Here is a 14,785-nt window from a genome sequence, read left to right as displayed (position 1 = left end):
TGACCCGCTTGACGGCTAGCGCCGTCGGAGACCCTTGCAATGCCTGACCAAGATGTACGCTTGCAACACCTGAAAGTTTGGCTCGATGAGCAGTTGGCAATCCTTTTTGCAGATCAGGGTTGGGGCGCCGTGCCCCCGGCCACGTTGACTGCGGCCAGTAGCGACGCGAGTTTCCGCCGCTACTTCCGTTGGGAAGGAGCCGGTCGCAGCTTTGTCGTGATGGACGCGCCACCACCGCAGGAAAACTGCAAACCGTTCGTGGATATCGCGTTTTTGCTGGCGAAATCCGGAATAAATGTGCCAAAAATTTATGCCGAAGACCTCGATCGTGGATTTCTTTTGCTCAATGACCTGGGCAACAAGACCTATCTCGACGTGATCGATGGCGAAAATGCCGAGCAATTGTTCAGCGATGCCCTGCAAGCGCTGCTGGCTTTTCAGCAGTTGCCGATGGTGGCACCGTTGCCGAGTTATGACGTTGCGTTGCTGCGCCGTGAACTGGAACTGTTCCCCGAGTGGTACGTGAAGCGTGAACTCGGCGTCGAGTTCGATACGGCCCAGCAGCAGCAATGGCAGCGTGTCAGCGATCTGTTGATCAACAGCGCCCTGGCCCAGCCGAAAGTCCTGGTGCACCGCGACTACATGCCGCGCAACCTGATGCTCAGCGAGCCGAACCCTGGCGTGCTGGATTTTCAGGATGCCGTTTACGGCCCGGTGACCTACGACGTGACCTGCCTGTTCAAGGACGCCTTCCTCAGTTGGCCTGAAGAGCGCGTGCGTGGCTGGCTGGAAAGTTACTGGCAGCAAGCCTCGGCGCTGAACATTCCGGTGCAGCCGGACTTCGAAGACTTCCTGCGCGCCAGCGACCTGATGGGCGTGCAGCGTCACCTGAAAGTGATCGGCATTTTCGCGCGCATCTGTCATCGCGACGGCAAGCCGCGTTACCTGGCCGACGTGCCGCGCTTCTTCTCCTATATAGAAGCAGTGACTGCCCGTCGTCCTGAGCTGGCCGAGCTGCAAGCGCTGTTCACCAGCCTGCGGGGTGGAGCAACAGTATGAAGGCAATGATTCTGGCGGCGGGCAAAGGCGAGCGCATGCGCCCGCTGACCCTGACCACTCCAAAACCGCTGGTGCGTGCCGGCGGCGTGCCGTTGATCGAGTATCACCTGCGCGCCCTCGCGGCAGCCGGCTTCAACGAGATCGTCATCAACCATGCGTGGCTCGGTCAGCAGATCGAAGATTATCTAGGCGACGGTTCGCAATTCGGCGTAAGCATCGAGTACTCGCCGGAAGGCGAGCCACTGGAAACCGGCGGCGGGATTTTCCGTGCGCTGCCGTTGCTCGGCGATGATGCGTTTCTGGTGGTCAACGGTGATATCTGGACCGATTACGACTTCAGCGTGCTGCACCAGCCGATTAATGGTCTGGCGCATCTGGTGCTGGCGGACAATCCGGCGCATCACCCCACCGGCGACTTTTCTCTGATCGACGGGCAAGTGTTCGACGGCCAGCCGGACGCGGCGACTTTGACTTACAGCGGCATCGCTGTGCTGCATCCGCAACTGTTCGACGGGTGTGTAGACGGTGCTTTCAAACTCGCGCCGTTATTGCGCAAAGCCATGGCGAACGGTGAAGTCACTGGCGAGCGGCTAAAGGGTCACTGGGTGGATGTCGGCACCCACGAGCGTCTCGCCGAAGCTGAAACCTTGATAGAAGCGAGTCGCTGACATGTTGTGGCCAGGGACTCTGATTGGAGCCGGAGCGGGTTTTGCGATTGCCAGCATTCCGGGGGCCATGCTTGGGGCATTGTTGGGGCAGGCGCTGGATCGGCGTCTGCATTTGCAGAGCTGGGGGCATTTGCGCGAGAAGCTCGGCGGGCGGCCAATGCTGCGCAATGACGAGTTGTTGTTTGTGCTGCTTGGGCGTCTGGCCAAGAGCGACGGTCGGGTCACCGACGGGCATATCCAGCAGGCGCGCAACGAGATGCGCGCGCTGGAAATGAGCGAGCCGGCGACGCGCCGTGCAATTGCCGCGTTCAATCGCGGCAAGTCCGGCAGCGATCATCTTCGCGGTTATCTGAAGCGTCTGAGTGCGCAACCGCATGCTGCCGAAGGTGTATTGCGCGCCTGTTGGCGAATGGTCTGGGCCGATGGTCGCGCGGGTGTCAGCGAGCGTGAGTTGCTGGCGCAGTGGGGCAAGTGGCTGGGCTGGACGACGCAGCAGGTGCAGGCACTGGCCAGTGATTACGAGCCGGGCAAGCGCCCGATCGTCAGTGCGGCGGTGAGTTATCAGGAAGCAATGAAATTGCTTGGGGTATCGGCGACCAGTGAGCCGGCGCAGATCAAACGGGCGTACCGGCGGCTGTTGAGCCGGCATCACCCGGACAAGATTGCCGGCACCGGCGCAACGGCGGCGCAGGTGCGGGAGGCGACCGAGAAAACCCGGGAGTTGCACAATGCCTACACGTTGGTTCGTGAGCGGCGGGATTTTCGCTAACCGTTAGATGTAGCGACTGCGCTGGCCCCTTCGCGAGCAGGCTCGCTCCCACACTGGATCTGCGTATACAAACCATTGTGGGAGCGAGCCTGCTCGCGAAGGGGGCGACGCGGTTTAACGGTCAGTCCGTGCTCTGCGGATTCAACCAGCCGCGCACCCGGCGGAACAATTGTTCCTGTTCAGCCTTGTTATCCGGCAGCGCCTTGAGCGCGACCTGGCTGAACGCCGAGGTCTTCAAGCGCTTGTTCGCCTGCATGCGCTCCAGCGCGGCGTTGCGATCCAGCGGTTTGTCCATGTAGAAAATATCCGCAGTCGGCAGCTTCAGTGTCGGCGTCAGTTCAACCAGTTGCGGCTTGGCCTTGGCGGGTGCCTGCGCATCGACCATGACAAACTTTTCGATTTGCGCCGTTTGTTTTTCGCTCAGGTAGCGTGCGGCCCAATAGGCGCCAGTACCGTGTCCAAGTACGACAATGCTGCGCGCGCTCTGTTGCTCGGCGTAGGCAATCGCCGCGTCGATGCGCGCGAAGATTCGCTCGGCGTCAGCCTTGGACTGCTCTTCAGTGGTTTCGGCGACCACTTGATCGGCCACTTCGGCTTCACCGCCAGCGGCTTGCTCGATCGGCTGTGCGGTGGTGGCATCCTTGCTGCCTGTTTCCGGCGCTTTCGGCGCAGCGGCGGGCTCGATCACCCGCGGGGCGATGGCATCGCTTTGCAGATCGGGCAGAGTGATACTCAGGCTGCTCCACTCGGCGTCCGGCAATTTGCGCCGCAATGGGCCGATTGCCTGCGGCCAGTCAGCGGTTTCGCCCGCGCCGGGGATGATGATCACTGCGCCCTTGGGCTCGGCGGTGTTGGCCGGGTTCCACAGGGCGGGAAATGTGTCGCTGCCCGCCTGCAATTGTTGCTGTTCTTGCGCCGGGACCTTACGTTCCAGTGCGGCCGCCTCTTCCTGACTACGCTCAAGCAGTGGCTGGCGTTCGGCGGGTTTTTCTTCGGCAGGTTTTTCCGTGGCGGCGGCAGGTGCCGGATCGGCGGCTTCGACGGAAAACGCACAAGGCAGGATCAGCGACAGGCACAATGCTGGCATTGCCAGGCGGTAGACAGAGGGCATCGGTTATTCCAGGCCAGAAAGTATCCCGGCAGCCTAATGGGTTGGTCAGAATTTGTCAGTGTATGAGACTTCAATGAAGCGATTTTGCTGCCTGTGGGTTATCGGCTGTTTGTGGTTTCCCTTGATGGGCTGGGCGGCGCCTGCGCCACCGACACACGCGGCGCAGTTGTCGGCGAGCCAGCAGCAATGGCTGGCGCAACACAATGAGTTGCGCGTCGGTCTGGTGTTGCAGGCGCCGTATGCAACCTACGATCGACGCCTGCAGCGGCTGTCGGGGGCCAACGTCGAGTTGATGAAGTTGCTGGCCAAGGCGCTCAACGTCGAACTGAGCTGGCGCAATTTCCAGGACCTGGCGCAACTGGAAACGGCGCTGCGCGAAGGCGAGATCGACATCGCTCCAGGCCTGAGTCAGACCCCGAGCGCACTGCGCCTGTGGCAGTTTTCCGATCCGTACATGCGCGTGCCGCAACTGATTGTCAGCGATCAGAAGGGCGGCGCTGTCGTCGATCTGGAAAAACTCGACAGCCAGACTCGCGTGGCGGTGCGGATGCCGAGTAACACGGCCGATTATCTGCGCGGCACCTACCCACATCTGAACCTGCAAGGCGTGCCGCTGGAGCGTCAGGCGCTGCAGTTGCTGTTGAGTCAGCAGGCGGCTTACGCGGTGGTCGATGAGGCGCAGCTCGGGCGTCTGTCGGCAGAGCCGGAGTTCGCCGAACTGGTGGTGGTCGGTGATATCGGTCTGCCGCAGTTGTTGCGGGTCGCCTCGCGCCGCGATTGGCCGGAACTGGCCGGCATCGTCCAGAGTGCTTTACGCGCTATCCCGGCCAAGGATCTGGAGCAGTTGCACAATCAATGGCTGCAACCGAAATACCCGCGACTGTCGGAGTCGCCGGGGTTCTGGCAGAACCTCAGCCTGTTGTTCGCGGTGATGCTGTTCAGTTGCGTGGCCATTGTGTTCTGGCAACGACGCCAGCAGCACAGCCTTGAACAGCGCTTGCTCGCCGCCCGAGAAGACATCGCCTTGCGCGCCGCCAGCGAAGAAGCCTTGCGGCTGACACAGTTTTCCATCGATCAAAGCACCGTCGGCATTCTCTGGGTGAATTGGGACAGCCATGTGCGTTACGCCAACCGTGCCGCCGAAGTCATGCTCGGTTATCCCTCGGGCGGACTGATCGAGCGACCGCTGATCGACTTCGAGCCGGGCCTGCACATGGATCGCTGGCTCAATCTGTGGAAACGCGCGCGGGCCAGTGAAGAGGGGCCGCTGAGTTTCGAGACCAGTTGCGTGCGCGCCGATGGCAGTGTTTTGCCGGCGGACGTGTCGCTGAGTTTTCTGCGCTTTCGCGACAGCGAATACCTGGTGGTTTATCTCACTGACGTCACCGAACGCCGTCGCGCGCTGGCGGCTTTGCAGGAGAGCGAGGCACGCCTGCAAGGCATCGCGGCGAATGTGCCGGGGCTGGTTTTCCGGCTGGAGCGCGCGCCGGTGACCGGGCAGATCGACTTTGCCTACATCAGTGAAGGCAGCGAAAGCCTGGTCGGTTACGCGCCGGCCGTTATTGCTCATCGCGACATGGGCCTGCGCAGTCTGGTGCATCCGGATGACAAGGCCAGTTACCACCGCACTCAGGATCAGGCGCTGGACACCGACAGCGACTGGTCATGGCAGGGTCGAATCCTCACGCGTCAGGGCGAGCAACGCTGGGCAGAAATCAAGGCGATTACCCGTCAACTGGAGGATGGCGCCTACGTTTGGGATGGCATCGTCTGGGACATCACCGAGAGCAAGCGTATCGAGCTTGAGCTGGCGGCATCCCGTGAGCAGTTGCGCGAACTGTCGGCGCACCTTGAGAGCGTGCGTGAAGAAGAGAAGGCGCGGATTGCCCGCGAGGTTCACGATGAGTTAGGGCAGATGCTTACGGTGCTGAAACTGGAGACATCGATGTGCGAATTGGCCTACGCGCAACTCGACCCCGGTCTGAACGAGCGATTGAACAGCATGAAGCGCCTGATCGCCCAGCTGTTCCAGTTGGTGCGCGATGTGGCGACGGCGCTGCGACCGCCGATTCTCGACGCCGGGATTGCCTCGGCGATCGAATGGCAGGCGCGCCGATTTGAGGCGCGCACACAGATCCCGTGTCTGGTGCAGGTGCCGGACAATCTGCCGGCGCTCAGTGATGCCAAGGCAATTGGCCTGTTCCGGATTTTGCAGGAAGCGCTGACCAACGTGATGCGCCATGCTCAGGCGCATACTGTGGAGCTGACACTGGCGCTGGAAGGCGACGAATTGTGTCTGACGGTCAGTGATGATGGCGTAGGATTTGTCGCCGCTGCCAGTCGGCCGACTTCGTTTGGTCTGGTCGGCATGCGTGAGCGGGTGTTGATCATGGGCGGGCGGTTGGAGCTGGAGAGTGAGCCGGGGGAGGGTACCAGTCTGAATGTCTGGGTACCTTTGGATCGCTAGAAGATCGCAGCCTACGGCAGCTCCTACAGGGGAATGCGATCAATGTAGGAGCTGCCGCAGGCTGCGATCTTTTGCCCTTAGAAACAACAACCGAGGAGAGTGCGAGTGATCCGTGTACTGGTAGCCGAAGACCACACCATCGTCCGCGAAGGCATCAAGCAATTGATCGGCCTGGCCAAGGATCTGCAAGTGGTGGGGGAGGCGAGCAATGGTGAACAGTTACTCGAAACCCTGCGCAGCGTGCCGTGTGAGGTTGTGTTGCTGGACATCTCCATGCCCGGCGTCAACGGCCTCGAAGCGATCCCGCGCATCCGTGCATTGAACAACCCGCCAGCGATTCTGGTGTTGTCGATGCACGACGAAGCGCAGATGGCTGCGCGAGCATTAAAAGTCGGCGCCGCCGGGTATGCGACCAAGGACAGCGATCCGGCGCTGTTGCTCACGGCGATTCGCAAGGTCGCGGCGGGTGGGCGATATATCGATCCGGATCTGGCGGACCGCATGGTGTTTGAAGTCGGCCTGACTGACACGCGGCCATTGCATTCGTTGCTGTCCGAACGCGAATTCTCGGTGTTCGAGCGCCTGGCCCAAGGCGCCAACGTCAACGACATCGCCCAGCAACTGGCGCTGAGCAGCAAAACCATCAGCACCCACAAGGCGCGGCTGATGCAAAAGCTCAACATCACCTCGCTGGCTGAACTGGTCAAATACGCGATGGAGCACAAACTCCTCTAACAGTCACCGCGATCAAAATGTAGGAGTGAGCCTGCTCGCGATAGCTTTCTCTCAGTCAACACTGCAGTGACTGATCCACCGCTATCGCGAGCAGGCTCACTCCTACAGGGGATCTCCATAGCGCCGGAAATTTCGGGCATGTCCATAAGCGACACGCGCTTTGGCTTGTTCTTACGGCTCGCAGCTCAACCCTCGCCACTGCCTTACCTGTTAGCGCCATCCTTGTAGGGCAATCCCTACCCCCAACCTTCCATCCGGCTGAGGCGATTCTCTCCTGCGCCCCGATTTGCGCGCCTGTCAGCAACCACTAGGCTTAACCCACAAGCAGTCATCAACAACAAAGGTGTGGGTATGAGCCAGGTCGATACAAACGCAGGGGCCAGTGATGTGCTGGTCAGCTTTCGTGGAGTGCAGAAGAGCTACGACGGCGAGAACCTGATCGTCAAAGACCTCAACCTGGACATTCGCAAAGGCGAATTTCTCACCCTGCTCGGGCCGTCCGGTTCCGGCAAGACCACCAGCCTGATGATGCTCGCCGGTTTCGAAACACCGACCGCCGGCGAAATTCTGCTGGCCGGGCGCTCGATCAACAACGTGCCGCCGCACAAGCGCGACATCGGCATGGTGTTCCAGAACTACGCGCTGTTCCCGCACATGACCGTGGCGGAAAACCTCGCCTTCCCGCTGACCGTCCGTGGCCTGAACAAAAGCGATGTCAGTGACCGGGTGAAGAAAGTCCTCAGCATGGTTCAGCTCGACGCGTTCGCCTCGCGCTACCCGGCGCAGCTGTCCGGCGGTCAGCAGCAGCGTGTGGCACTGGCCCGCGCGCTGGTGTTCGAGCCGCAACTGGTGCTGATGGACGAACCCCTAGGCGCCCTCGATAAACAACTGCGTGAACACATGCAGATGGAAATCAAACATCTGCACCAGCGCCTTGGCGTGACCGTGGTCTATGTAACTCACGATCAGGGTGAAGCGCTGACTATGTCCGACCGCGTTGCGGTATTCCATCAAGGTGAAATCCAGCAGATCGCGCCGCCACGCAGCCTTTACGAAGAACCGAAAAACACTTTCGTCGCCAACTTCATCGGTGAGAACAACCGCCTCAACGGTCGTCTGCTCAGCCAGAACGGCGAGCGCTGCGTGGTCGAGTTGGGCCGAGGCGAAAAGGTCGAGGCGCTGGCGGTCAACGTCGGCAAGACCGGCGAACCGGTGACCCTGTCGATCCGTCCCGAGCGCGTCAGCCTCAACGGTTCCAGCGATCAATGCGTCAACCGCTTCTCAGGGAGGGTGGCGGAATTCATCTATCTGGGCGACCACGTCCGGGTGCGCCTGGAAGTCTGTGGCAAGACCGACTTCTTCGTGAAACAACCGATTGCCGAGCTCGATCCCGCGCTCGCCGTCGGTGACGTGGTACCGCTTGGCTGGCAGGTCGAGCACGTTCGCGCGCTTGATCCACTTCTAGAGGCGCATTAATCGCCCCGGCAATACCAACACCAACCCTGCACGTGGAGAGAACAATAAATGTTGAGATCCCTGAAGTTCACCGCCCTGACCCTGGGCCTGATGGGTGCGGCCAGCGCAATGGCCGCTGGCCCGGATTTGACCGTGGTGTCGTTTGGCGGGGCGAACAAGGCGGCGCAAGTCAAAGCCTTCTATGCACCGTGGGAAGCGGCGGGCAACGGCAAGATCGTCGCCGGCGAATACAACGGCGAAATGGCCAAGGTCAAAGCCATGGTCGACACCAAGAGCGTGTCGTGGGACCTGGTGGAAGTTGAATCGCCAGAACTGTCCCGTGGCTGCGACGAAGACATGTTCGAACAACTCGACCCGGCGCTGTTCGGCAAAACCGAAGATTACGTCAAAGGCGCGATCCAGCCGTGCGGCGTAGGTTTCTTCGTTTGGTCGACCGTACTGGCTTACAACGCCGACAAGCTGAAAACCGCACCGACCAGTTGGGCGGATTTCTGGGACACGAAGAAATTCCCGGGCAAACGTGGCCTGCGTAAAGGTGCCAAGTACACCCTCGAATTCGCTCTGATGGCCGATGGTGTGGCGCCGAAAGACGTCTACAAAGAGTTGGCGAGCAAGGGTGGCCAGGATCGCGCGTTCAAGAAACTCGATGAGCTGAAACCGAATATCCAGTGGTGGGAAGCCGGCGCGCAACCGCCGCAATACCTCGCTTCCGGTGACGTAGTGATGAGCTCGGCCTACAACGGTCGCATCGCTGCCGTGCAGAAAGAATCCAACCTGAAAGTGGTATGGAACGGCGGTATCTACGACTTCGACGCGTGGGCCATCCCGAAAGGTCTGGACGCCAAGCGCGCGGAAGCTGCGAAGAAATTCATCGCCTACTCGGTGCAGCCGCAACAGCAGAAGACCTACTCGGAAAACATCGCCTACGGCCCGGCCAACACCCAAGCCGTACCGCTGCTGGCCAAGGATGTCCTGAAAGACATGCCGACGACTCCGGAAAACATCGCCAACCAGGTGCAGATCGACGTCAGCTTCTGGGCTGACAACGGCGAGCAACTGGAGCAGCGCTTCAACTCCTGGGCTGCGAAATAAGCACGTCACACGGGCCGACAGTGCACCGGATGATCGTTCCCACGCTCTGCGTGGGAATGCCGCCCGGGACGCAGAGCGTCCCTGTGTGACGCAGAGCGTCACTGGATTCATTCCCACGCGGAGCGTGGGAACGATCAGTAGCAAAAGTTCGAGGTGGTCTTCACCACCTCTGTAACGATCAAAGATTTGCGGAGTACGTCATGGCCATCGCCGTTCCCCTGAACGAGGGCAGCAGCCCCACCTTGAAGCAGAAGCTCAAGCGCGCCGAGCGGGTCAACCGCTGGAAGGCTCAAGCGCTGATTGCGCCGCTGGTGCTGTTTCTGCTGCTGGTGTTTCTGGTGCCGATCGTGGCGCTGCTCTACAAAAGCGTCGGCAACCCCGAAGTGGTCGGCGGCATGCCGCGCACCGTGGCAGTCATCGCCAGTTGGGATGGCCGTGGCCTGCCCGCTGAACCCGTCTACAAAGCCGCCGGCGAAGACCTCGCCGAAGCGCGCAAAAACCAGACGCTGGGCGATCTGTCCAAGCGCTTGAACATGGAGTTGGCCGGCTATCGCAGCCTGCTGACCAAAACCGCCCGGGCGCTGCCCTTCGCCAGCGAACCGGCCTCTTATAAAGAAGCCCTCGAAGCACTCGACGAACGTTGGGGCGACCCCGCCTACTGGCAGGCGGTGAAACGCAACACCAGCAGCATCACACCTTATTACCTGCTGGCGTCCGTCGATCACCGCATCGACGACCTCGGCGAAATCGCCCCGGCGACCCCGGATCAGGCGATCTACCTCGACATCTTCGCCCGCACGTTCTGGATGGGCCTGGTCATCACCGTGATCTGCCTGCTGCTGGCTTATCCGTTGGCGTACCTGCTGGCGAACCTGCCATCGCGGCAAAGCAACCTGCTGATGATTCTGGTGCTGCTGCCGTTCTGGACCTCGATTCTGGTGCGCGTCGCCGCATGGATCGTGCTGTTGCAATCGGGCGGTCTGATCAACAGCGGCCTGATGGCCATGGGCATCATCGATAAACCGCTGGAACTGGTGTTCAACCGCACCGGTGTGTACATCTCGATGGTGCACATCCTGCTGCCGTTCATGATCCTGCCGATCTACAGCGTGATGAAAGGCATCTCGCCGACCTACATGCGCGCCGCAATTTCCCTCGGCTGCCACCCGTTCGCCAGTTTCTGGCGGGTGTACTTCCCGCAGACCTACGCCGGTGTCGGCGCCGGTTGTCTGCTGGTGTTCATCCTCGCCATCGGCTACTACATCACCCCGGCGCTGCTCGGCAGCCCGAACGATCAAATGGTCAGCTACTTCGTCGCCTTCTACACCAACACCAGCATCAACTGGGGCATGGCCACCGCGCTGGGCGGGCTGTTGTTGCTGGCGACCGTGGTGCTTTATCTGATTTACAGCTGGCTGGTGGGCGCCAGTCGCCTGCGCCTGAGCTAAGGGGAATTCGAGATGCTGAGTCCTTACATGTCGCCCATCGAACGGGTGTGGTTCTACAGCCTGCGGATTCTCTGCGGCCTGATTCTGTTGTTCCTGATTCTGCCGGTGCTGGTGATCATTCCGCTGTCGTTCAACTCGGGCAGTTTTCTGGTCTATCCGCTGCAAGGCTTCTCGCTGCAGTGGTATCACGACTTCTTCGCCTCGGCGGAATGGATGCGCGCGCTGAAGAACAGCATCATCGTCGCCCCGGCGGCGACGGTGCTGGCGATGATCTTCGGTACGCTCGCAGCGATTGGCCTGACCCGTGGCGACTTCCCCGGTAAAGCGCTGGTGATGGCGCTGGTGATTTCGCCGATGGTGGTGCCAGTGGTGATCATTGGTGTGGCGAGCTATCTGTTTTTTGCGCCATTGGGCCTGGGTAATAGCTTCTTCTCGCTGATCGTCGTGCATGCGGTGCTGGGCGTGCCGTTTGTGATCATCACAGTGTCGGCGACGTTGCAGGGCTTTAACCACAATCTGGTGCGTGCGGCGGCGAGTCTTGGTGCTTCGCCACTGACGGCGTTCCGCCGGGTGACCTTGCCGCTGATTGCGCCGGGGGTGATTTCCGGGGCGCTGTTTGCGTTTGCGACTTCGTTTGATGAGGTGGTGGTGACGCTGTTTCTTGCCGGGCCTGAGCAGGCGACGTTGCCTCGGCAGATGTTTAGCGGGATTCGCGAGAACCTCAGCCCAACCATCGCCGCCGCCGCTACTTTGCTGATCGCCTTCTCGGTCATCCTGCTGCTGACCCTGGAATGGCTGCGGGGACGTAGCGAGAAGCTGCGTACCGCTCAGGTTTAAGGGCCAGATCAAAAGCTTACCCCCTCACCCCAGCCCTCTCCCCCAAGGGGGTAGAGGGGGAAAGGGAGCAGATCTTCATGGGTTTCAAAATCTGAGTTCGACTCGGTATCGCAAGTCGGTGTATCTCCTCCATCCGCCTCGGTCAGTCTTTTCACCTTCGGGGGAAAGGGAGCAGATCGTTGTGCCTTTCAAACCCGAGTTCGACTCGGTATCTCAAGTCGGTGTACCTCTCACATTCACCTCGGTCAGTCCCCTCTCCCTCCGGGAGAGGGCTAGGGTGAGGGGCTCTTGATCTTCTACCCGATCAACCATTCACACCCTGAATAGCAGACAACCCCAAATCCCCAGCTAATCTTGTGCCCAGCTCCCACATCTATAAGAGGCTGCGCACGATGAGTCTGTCCCAGTTCAAAATCGCTCACAAACTGATCACCGGCGCCGGAGCCATCGAACAACTGGCCGCCGAACTCACACGCCTGGATATCGACAACCCGCTGATCGTCACCGATGCCGCGCTGGTCAAATCCGGCACGGTAGAGCTGGCGCTGGTGCAACTCGGCGGGCGCGACTACGAGATTTTCGACCGCGTACTGCCCGACCCGGAAATCGCCATCGTCGAAGACTGCATGCGTGTTTACCGCGAAGGCGGGCATGACGGTTTGATCGGCCTCGGTGGCGGTAGCGCCATCGACATCGCCAAAAGTGTCGCTGCGTATGCCGGTTACCACGGCGCACTGGAAGATCTGTTCGGTGTCGACCAGGTGCCACGCAAAGGCCCGCCGCTGATCGCCATCCCGACCACCGCCGGCACCGGTTCCGAAGTCACCAACGTCGCAATCCTCTCGGACAAAGTCGCGCAGTTGAAGAAAGGCATCGTCAGCGACTATCTATTACCGGACGTCGCACTGGTCAGCCCGCAAATGACCCTGACCTGCCCCCGCGGCGTCACCGCCGCCAGTGGCGTCGACGCCTTGGTGCACGCCATCGAATCCTATCTGTCGGTGAATGCCTCGCCGATCACCGACTCCCTGGCCATCGGCGCCATCAAGTTGATCGCCAACGCGTTGCCCAAGGCCTACGCCAACGGCGCCAACCTGCAAGCGCGCGAAGACATGGCCACCGCCAGCCTGATGGCCGGCATGGCGTTCGGCAATGCCGGGGTCGGCGCGGTGCATGCGCTGGCGTACCCGCTGGGCGGGCGTTTCAACATTGCCCATGGCGTCAGTAATGCCTTGCTGCTGCCGTATGTCATGACCTGGAACAAGATGGCTTGCGTCGAACGCATGCAGGATATTGCCGAAGCCATGGGGGTGAAGACCGCTCATCTGAGTGCAACCGAGGCGGCGGACAAAGCCGTGCAGGCGATGAGTGATCTGTGCGCAGCCGTGGAAATCCCGGCCGGGCTGCGTAGTTTCGGCGTGCCGGAAGAAGCGATCCCGGCCATGGCTGCAGAAGCCGCGGGCATCGAGCGCTTGATGCGCAACAATCCGCGCAAACTCAGCGCCGTCGATATCGAGAAGATCTACCGAGCGGCGTACTGATCATCGCGGTCACGGTGCGCGCAGCAATCCATGAGGCTACAATGCGCGCCATCGTGATTTAGCTCAGAAAAGGTGCGTCATGCAGCCCTTCGTAATTGCTCCGTCGATTCTCTCCGCCGACTTCGCCCGCCTCGGCGAGGAAGTGGACAACGTTCTCGCCGCTGGCGCCGACTTCGTCCACTTCGACGTCATGGACAACCACTACGTGCCAAACCTGACCATCGGCCCGATGGTTTGCGCGGCGTTGCGCAAGTACGGCGTCACCGCGCCGATCGCCGCGCACCTGCTGGTCAGCCCGGTGGATCGCATCGTCGGCGACTTCATCGAAGCCGGCGCGACCTACATCACCTTCCACCCGGAAGCCACGCTGCACGTTGATCGTTCGCTGCAACTGATCCGTGAAGGCGGCTGCAAATCCGGTCTGGTGTTCAACCCGGCGACCCCGCTGGACGTGCTCAAGTACGTGATCGACAAGGTCGACATGGTCTTGCTGATGAGTGTCAACCCGGGCTTCGGCGGGCAGAAATTCATTCCTGGCACCCTCGACAAACTGCGCGAAGCGCGGGCGATCATCGATGCCTCGGGCCGTGACATCCGTCTGGAAATCGACGGCGGCGTCAACGTCAACAACATCCGCGAAATCGCCGCGGCTGGCGCTGACACCTTTGTCGCGGGCTCGGCAATTTTCAACGCGCCGAACTACCAGGAAGTCATCGACAAGATGCGCTCCGAACTGGCGCTGGCGCGCCCATGAGCGGATTTGAGCAGCTGTTCCCGGGAAAACTGCCACGGCTGGTGATGTTCGATCTGGATGGCACATTGATCGACTCGGTTCCAGACCTGGCAGCGGCGGTGGACACCATGCTGCTCTCGCTCGGCCGCAAGCCCGCGGGTATCGAATCGGTGCGCGAGGGGGTGGGCAACGGCGCGCCAGTGTTGGGGCGCCGGGCGTTGGCCGGTGGCATTGATCATTCGACGGTGGATGACGTCGAGGCCGAGCATGCGCTGGAAGTGTTCATGGAGGCTTACGGCGCCAGCCATGAGCTGACCGTGGTCTATCCCGGCGTGCGCGACACCCTCAAGTGGCTGCACAAGCAAGGCGTGGCCATGGCGCTGATCACCAACAAGCCGGAGCGTTTCGTCGCGCCGTTGCTGGATCAGATGAAGATCGGCCGCTACTTCAAGTGGATCATCGGCGGCGATACCTTGCCGCAGAAGAAACCTGATCCGGCGGCGCTGTTCTTTGTGATGAAAATGGCCAATATTCCGGCCTCGCAATCGTTGTTCGTCGGCGACTCGCGCAGCGACGTGCTGGCAGCGAAAGCGGCGGGGGTCAAATGCGTGGCGTTGAGTTACGGTTACAACCATGGCCGGCCGATTGCCGAAGAATCACCTGCCTTGGTGATCGACGATCTGCGCAAGCTAATTCCCGGTTGCCTCGTCACGGCCGCTGAGATAACGTTGCCCGACGCTTCTCAATCCCCTTCTGGAAACGCCATCGTGGTGGTCACTCGCAAACTCTGGATGAAAGTCATCAAGGCCCTGGCCCGCTGGCGTTGGCGCGCCTGACTTGTTTCTGGCC

General features: G+C 60.9%; 13 protein-coding genes. 12 read left to right on the top strand and 1 reads right to left on the bottom strand.

Features of this window, described 5'->3' with window-relative positions; all coding sequences use genetic code 11:
* The first annotated feature begins 39 nt into the window (after positions 1–39).
* Genes AK821_RS17150 through AK821_RS17140 form a run of 3 tightly spaced genes read left to right on the top strand, consistent with a single transcriptional unit; the run spans position 40 to position 2,496 of the window.
* A complete protein-coding gene (locus AK821_RS17150) occupies positions 40–1,059 on the top strand; it encodes an aminoglycoside phosphotransferase family protein (protein WP_064390781.1) in 1,020 nt (339 codons plus the stop codon).
* Positions 1,056–1,727, top strand: coding sequence for an N-acetylmuramate alpha-1-phosphate uridylyltransferase MurU (murU, locus tag AK821_RS17145; RefSeq protein ID WP_064390780.1), 672 nt, complete (start codon positions 1,056–1,058; stop codon positions 1,725–1,727). Before AK821_RS17150 ends, murU begins: the two co-directional genes overlap by 4 nt.
* A gap of 1 nt (position 1,728) precedes the next feature.
* Positions 1,729–2,496, top strand: coding sequence for a TerB family tellurite resistance protein (locus AK821_RS17140; RefSeq protein ID WP_064390779.1), 768 nt, complete (start codon positions 1,729–1,731; stop codon positions 2,494–2,496).
* A gap of 121 nt (positions 2,497–2,617) precedes the next feature.
* Here the strand turns inward: AK821_RS17140 and AK821_RS17135 are convergent, their stop codons facing one another.
* Positions 2,618–3,607, bottom strand: a complete 990-nt coding sequence (locus tag AK821_RS17135; RefSeq protein ID WP_064390778.1) for an alpha/beta hydrolase family protein — start codon at positions 3,605–3,607, stop codon at positions 2,618–2,620.
* A 73-nt stretch (positions 3,608–3,680) separates the two neighbouring features.
* Between AK821_RS17135 and AK821_RS17130 the strand changes: the two genes are divergently transcribed.
* The 9 genes from AK821_RS17130 (at position 3,681) to AK821_RS17090 (ending at position 14,772) form a co-directional block, all read left to right on the top strand.
* Positions 3,681–6,074, top strand: a complete 2,394-nt coding sequence (locus AK821_RS17130; RefSeq protein ID WP_064390777.1) for a PAS domain-containing sensor histidine kinase — start codon at positions 3,681–3,683, stop codon at positions 6,072–6,074.
* A 105-nt stretch (positions 6,075–6,179) separates the two neighbouring features.
* Positions 6,180–6,809 (top strand): response regulator, encoded by a 630-nt coding sequence (locus AK821_RS17125; protein WP_064390776.1) that lies wholly within the window; start codon positions 6,180–6,182, stop codon positions 6,807–6,809.
* Between the two features lie 351 nt (positions 6,810–7,160).
* Positions 7,161–8,285, top strand: coding sequence for an ABC transporter ATP-binding protein (locus AK821_RS17120; protein WP_064390775.1), 1,125 nt, complete (start codon positions 7,161–7,163; stop codon positions 8,283–8,285).
* Positions 8,286–8,333: 48 nt separating this feature from the next.
* Positions 8,334–9,377 carry an ABC transporter substrate-binding protein gene (locus AK821_RS17115; RefSeq protein ID WP_016983607.1) on the top strand — a complete coding sequence of 348 codons (1,044 nt, stop codon included), beginning with the start codon at positions 8,334–8,336 and terminating at the stop codon, positions 9,375–9,377.
* A 200-nt stretch (positions 9,378–9,577) separates the two neighbouring features.
* Positions 9,578–10,825 carry an ABC transporter permease gene (locus AK821_RS17110; protein WP_064390774.1) on the top strand — a complete coding sequence of 416 codons (1,248 nt, stop codon included), beginning with the start codon at positions 9,578–9,580 and terminating at the stop codon, positions 10,823–10,825.
* A gap of 12 nt (positions 10,826–10,837) precedes the next feature.
* Positions 10,838–11,662, top strand: coding sequence for an ABC transporter permease (locus AK821_RS17105; protein WP_008084123.1), 825 nt, complete (start codon positions 10,838–10,840; stop codon positions 11,660–11,662).
* Positions 11,663–12,054: 392 nt separating this feature from the next.
* Positions 12,055–13,203 carry an iron-containing alcohol dehydrogenase gene (locus AK821_RS17100; RefSeq protein ID WP_064390773.1) on the top strand — a complete coding sequence of 383 codons (1,149 nt, stop codon included), beginning with the start codon at positions 12,055–12,057 and terminating at the stop codon, positions 13,201–13,203.
* A gap of 79 nt (positions 13,204–13,282) precedes the next feature.
* Positions 13,283–13,957 carry a ribulose-phosphate 3-epimerase gene (gene rpe, locus AK821_RS17095; protein ID WP_064390772.1) on the top strand — a complete coding sequence of 225 codons (675 nt, stop codon included), beginning with the start codon at positions 13,283–13,285 and terminating at the stop codon, positions 13,955–13,957.
* Positions 13,954–14,772 carry a phosphoglycolate phosphatase gene (locus AK821_RS17090; RefSeq protein WP_064390771.1) on the top strand — a complete coding sequence of 273 codons (819 nt, stop codon included), beginning with the start codon at positions 13,954–13,956 and terminating at the stop codon, positions 14,770–14,772. Before rpe ends, AK821_RS17090 begins: the two co-directional genes overlap by 4 nt.
* Positions 14,773–14,785: the final 13 nt, after the last annotated feature.

Origin of the sequence: Pseudomonas sp. RIT-PI-r (assembly GCF_001297015.1) — a bacterium.
Classification (GTDB): domain Bacteria; phylum Pseudomonadota; class Gammaproteobacteria; order Pseudomonadales; family Pseudomonadaceae; genus Aquipseudomonas.
Note: the sequence above shows the minus strand (reverse complement) of the source record. Positions and strands in the feature narration are given on the sequence as shown.